The sequence below is a fragment of the Shewanella sp. UCD-KL12 genome (assembly GCF_001957125.1).
In the GTDB taxonomy this organism is placed as follows: Bacteria; Pseudomonadota; Gammaproteobacteria; order Enterobacterales; family Shewanellaceae; genus Shewanella.
Window position 1 is genome coordinate 1 of the sequence record NZ_MPHJ01000033.1, and the last position, 5951, is coordinate 5951.

Annotated in this window: 2 protein-coding genes; both read left to right on the forward strand. The window is 44.6% G+C overall.

Annotation, left to right across the window (positions count from 1 at the left end; all coding sequences use genetic code 11):
- A partial coding sequence (locus BM736_RS24560) for an S-layer family protein (protein ID WP_143562481.1) occupies positions 1–3941 on the forward strand: 3941 nt, incomplete at its 5' end.
- A 240-nt stretch (positions 3942–4181) separates the two neighbouring features.
- Positions 4182–5951 (forward strand): retention module-containing protein (locus BM736_RS24565; protein ID WP_143562482.1); only part of this gene is annotated, 1770 nt, incomplete at its 3' end.

The following is a 5951-nucleotide window of genomic DNA, read 5'->3' on the forward strand; positions in this document are numbered from 1 at the left end:
GTGCATTGCTCGGTGGTAATGTCATCACCCACATTGATAACAACGATGGACTACAAGACAGTGATGGGGGCGACGGTGGCACACTCACTGTGACTCACGTCGATGGCGTACTGCTGGTCTTTGACCAAGATGGTTGGAGCCAGGACTTCTCAGTCGGTAACGGTACCCTACGTATCAAAGCCGATGGTACTTTCGAGTATCAACATGATGGCAGTGACCCAGAACAAACACCACCAACCTTTGATTACACCTTAAGTGATGGCGTTGATTCTGATGATGCCACGGTCACGATCACGACCAATGCCGTTAATGATGGTCCGTTTGCTGAAGATGATAGCTTTACTGTCGATGAAGGTGCATTGCTCGGTGGCAATGTCATCACCCACATTGATAACAACGATGGACTACAAGACAGTGATGGGGGCGACGGTGGCACACTCACAGTCACTCACGTCGATGGCGTACTGCTGGTCTTTGGACAAGATGGCTGGAGTCAGGATTTTTCTGTTGGTAACGGTACCCTACGTATCAAAGCCGATGGTACTTTCGAGTATCAACATGATGGCAGTGACCCAGAACAAACACCACCAACCTTCGATTACACCTTAAGTGATGGCGTTGATTCTGATGATGCYACGGTCACGATCACGACTAATGCCGTTAATGATGGTCCGTTTGCTGAAGATGATAGCTTTACTGTCGATGAAGGTGCATTGCTCGGTGGCAATGTCATCACCCACATTGATAACAACGATGGACTACAAGACAGTGATGGGGGCGACGGTGGCACACTCACAGTCACTCACGTCGATGGCGTACTGCTGGTCTTTGACCAAGATGGTTGGAGCCAGGACTTCTCAGTCGGTAACGGTACCCTACGTATCAAAGCCGATGGTACTTTCGAGTATCAACATGATGGCAGTGACCCAGAACAAACACCCCCAACCTTTGATTACACCTTAAGTGATGGCGTTGATTCTGATGATGCCACGGTCACGATCACGACCAATGCCGTTAATGATGGTCCATTTGCTGAAGATGATAGCTTTACTGTCGATGAAGGTGCATTGCTCGGTGGCAATGTCATCACCCACATTGATAACAACGATGGACTACAAGACAGTGATGGGGGCGACGGTGGCACACTCACAGTCACTCACGTCGATGGCGTACTGCTGGTCTTTGACCAAGATGGTTGGAGCCAGGACTTCTCTGTCGGTAACGGTACCCTACGTATCAAAGCCGATGGTACTTTCGAGTATCAACATGATGGCAGTGACCCAGAACAAACACCACCAACCTTTGATTACACCTTAAGTGATGGCGCTGATACTGATGATGCTACAGTCACGATCACGACCAATGCCGTTAATGATGGTCCGTTTGCTGAAGATGATAGCTTTACTGTCGATGAAGGTGCATTGCTCAGTGGCAATATCATCACCCACATTGATAACAACGATGGACTACAAGACAGTGATGGGGGCGACGGTGGCACACTCACAGTCACTCACGTCGATGGCGTACTGCTGGTCTTTGACCAAGATGGCTGGAGTCAGGATTTTTCTGTTGGTAACGGTACCCTACGTATCAAAGCCGATGGTACTTTCGAGTATCAACATGATGGCAGTGACCCAGAACAAACACCACCAACCTTTGATTACACCTTAAGTGATGGCGTTGATTCTGATGATGCCACGGTCACGATCACGATCAATGCCGTTAATGATGGTCCGTTTGCTGAAGATGATAGCTTTACTGTCGATGAAGGTGCATTGCTCGGTGGTAATGTCATCACCCACATTGATAACAACGATGGACTACAAGACAGTGATGGGGGCGACGGTGGCACACTCACTGTGACTCACGTCGATGGCGTACTGCTGGTCTTTGACCAAGATGGTTGGAGCCAGGACTTCTCAGTCGGTAACGGTACCCTACGTATCAAAGCCGATGGTACTTTCGAGTATCAACATGATGGCAGTGACCCAGAACAAACACCACCAACCTTTGATTACACCTTAAGCGATGGTTCTGATACTGATGATGCTACAGTCACGATTACCACTAATCCAATAAATGATGAGCCCGAAATAACCGATATTGATCCAATAACGGTATCTGAAGAAGGTTTGACTCATGGCTTAATAGATAATGTGGGTAACCCATCTGATTCAACCAACCTCACGATTGTAAACGGTACCCTAGTGTTTACCGATCTCGATAATGGAGTTAATGACTTTACAGTTTCCGTCATCGATATCGGCAGTATCCCTGCAACCACATCTAACGGAGTTAGCGTGGTTTGGTCGTGGGATGCAGGCAGTAACACATTGACTGGCTCGGCAGGAAATACCGATGTAATAACAATAGTATTTGACTCAAACTTTAATCAGTCTCAAGCAAACAACTTCAGCTTAGGTTATACAGTAACCTTACTGGCGGCCATTGATCATACAGGCGTAAACATTGAAGACCTGTTTAATCTTGAATTTACTGTAAATATCAATGATGGGGATGGTGGAAACGCATCAACTACACTCAATGTAACTATTGAGGATGACTCACCTATAGACGAGTTAAACTCGCAAGAGCTACATATCATCAACAACACCATTAATGAAACAGTATCCGGCGATCTATTTGCCACTGGAGCGGATGGTGTAGGGTCGATTAACCTCTCCGTGGTAGAAGGGCAAAACCTAACTCATAACGGTGTGGCGTTAAATTATGTGACTTCAAATGATGGCGCTACAGTTACAGCCATGGCAGGAAATATTGAGGTCTTCATAATAGAAGCTGTCTCTGATAATAATGGCGGATATGATTATCAATTCACATTACTGCAAGAGATAGATATTGAATCACTCATAGTGTTTAATTTATCTGACTTCCCAGCTGGTAATAATGGCACATATGATGTTGGCCCTGACGGCACAATATACTCCCATGATGGTTCTATTGATAACGCCATTGCAGTCCTTTCTAGTAACGGTTCTGTCAACTCGAATAACTCAGGGATTGGTGTTGATAACCCTGTAATTTCAGCCGGTGAAATATTAACGATAACCTATTTAAACGGTGGTACAACCCATGCGCTAATCAGTATGGGAGCGGGTGTGAATGAAGGTCAAAGAGGTGGTGAAACCTTTGTCACTTATACCGTTTATTATGCTAACGGTACAAATAGCGGCCCGCTAATTGCGCATATTAATGGCGAAGTACTTGATTTATTACTAGATGCAGCGAACTCAAACATCATATCAGTTGATATCACCTACTCTAGCGGGGACGATTTTCAAATCACTGGGCTATCAGCAGCCTCATCAGTCGAGCAAGACCCTCTTGATATTCATTTTACCTACTCTGCAGGAGATGCAGACCAAGACCCTGTATTTGATAATGACGGTGAAGGAGAATTTACCATTACACTTGTACCTGATGCCCATACCGTACAAACGGGCACAACAGGTGCCGATGTATTAACTGGAGATTCTGACTCAGATTACTTAGCTGGAGGCCTAGGTGATGACACCCTGAATGCTGATGAAGGCGGCGATATCCTTATTGGTGGCCTGGGTAGTGACAGCTTAGACTTAGGTATCGACCTAGTTGAAGATACTGCATTATGGTTAAGTGAAGACGCTGACGGCAGCACAGATACTGTGTATAACTTTAACGTTTCTGATGATGCTTTAGATTTAGCAGATATGCTCGTCGGTGAAGATGAAGATGCTTCAGTGCTTGATGATTATTTAGATTTCAACTTTGTAAATGGAAACACCGAAATTTCAATAGATGCCGATAATGATGGTGATGTGGACTTAACCATCATCATAGATAGCGTTGATTTAACGAATGGGGGCGTACTTGCTACTGATATAGATATTATAAATAGTCTACTCGCTGCAGATGCATTAGTTGTCGACACAATTCCATAAGCTCCTCCCAAAAAACACAATTAACAAAGCCGCTACATTTAGCGGCTTTTTCTTTTACCCCTAACCTCTCTAGTGAATAAAACTATCGGCTTACCCAAAAATAGATATTCAAACGTCAATAAATTGACCCCCCTCGATACATAGAGTAACATTCATGATCTACTTTAAGGCCTTGCTGCTTCTATTGGGTAAAAGTGTCACCAAAGCCGCGCTACTAATGTTATTTGTTTGGAGTTTGGAATGAAATCTTTAGTCACCACACAAGATGGACAAGTTTTGATAGCTAATGGTGAGATCACTGTTGAAATCAATGGTGAGAAACGACCAATAGCATCTGGCGAGCACCTTCCAGTTGGCACAGCTTTGTTTATAGAAGAAAATGCGCAACTTGAAATCGAGTATGAGGACGGTACAAGCTACTCCAATCAAGTATCTCCCAATGAAACAGCCACTTTAACTGATGTAGACCTCTCAGAACTTGATGAAATTCAAGCTATTCAAGACCAAATCTTAGCAGGTGAAGACCCAACTGAAGGGCCAGAAACCGCAGCAGGAGTTGGTACAAATGGGAACGAAGGTGGTGATTTTGTCTCCTTAGCGCGAAGCGGAGATGAAACTATTGCCAGTTCAGGTTTTACGACTTCAGGAGCAAGCCTGTCTGAATTTTCATCTGCTGGTAATGTTGACAAAAGTGTTAGTGATATTGCGTCGGTACTAGAAGATGATATCAATACCATTGACGAAGATGAAATAGCCATAGGAAATGTATTAGATAACGACTCCGATGTTGATAATGAATTAAGTGTTGTCATTTTTGAAGTTGATGGCGAAACCCATGAAGCTGGCACCACTGTCGTACTTGAAGGGGGCTCACTCGTCATCAATGAAGATGGCTCATATACCTTCACGCCAAATGAAAATTGGAATGGCACCGTTCCTGTCATCACTTACACCACTAATACTGGCTCAACAGCGACTCTGACTATAGAAGTGACACCTGTTGATGATGCCAGTGTATTGGTCAATGACAGCAATACCATTGAAGAAGACACGGTTGCTACTGGTAATGTGTTAGATAATGATGAAGACATCGACAACGACCTAACCGTTGCAAGCTTTGAAGTTGATGGCGAAATCCATGAAGCTGGTACCACTGTCGTACTTGAAGGTGGCTCACTCGTCATCAATGAAGATGGCTCATATACCTTCGCGCCAAATGAAAATTGGAATGGCACCGTTCCTGTCATCACTTACACCACTAATACTGGCTCAACAGCGACTCTGACTATAGAAGTGACACCTGTTGACGATGCCAGTGTATTGGTCAATGACAGCAATACCATTGAAGAAGACACGGTTGCTACTGGTAATGTCTTGGATAATGATGAAGACATCGACAACGACCTAACCGTTGCAAGCTTTGAAGTTGATGGTGAAACCCATGAAGCTGGCACCACTGTCGTACTTGAAGGGGGCTCACTCGTCATCAATGAAGATGGCTCATATACCTTCACGCCAAATGAAAATTGGAATGGCACCGTTCCAGTCATCACTTACACCACTAATACTGGCTCAACAGCGACTCTGACTATAGAAGTGACACCTGTTGATGATGCCAGTGTATTGGTCAATGACAGCAATACCATTGAAGAAGACACGGTTGCTACTGGTAATGTCTTGGATAATGATGAAGACATCGACAACGACCTAACCGTTGCAAGCATTGAAGTTGATGGCGAAACCCATGAAGCTGGCACCACTGTCGTACTTGAAGGTGGCTCACTCGTCATCAATGAAGATGGCTCATATACCTTCACGCCAAATGAAAATTGGAATGGCACCGTTCCTGTCATCACTTACACCACTAATACTGGCTCAACAGCGACTCTGACTATAGAAGTGACACCTGTTGATGATGCCAGTGTATTGGTCAATGACAGCAATACCATTGAAGAAGACACGGTTGCTACTGGTAATGTGTTAGATAATGATGAAGACATCGACAACGAC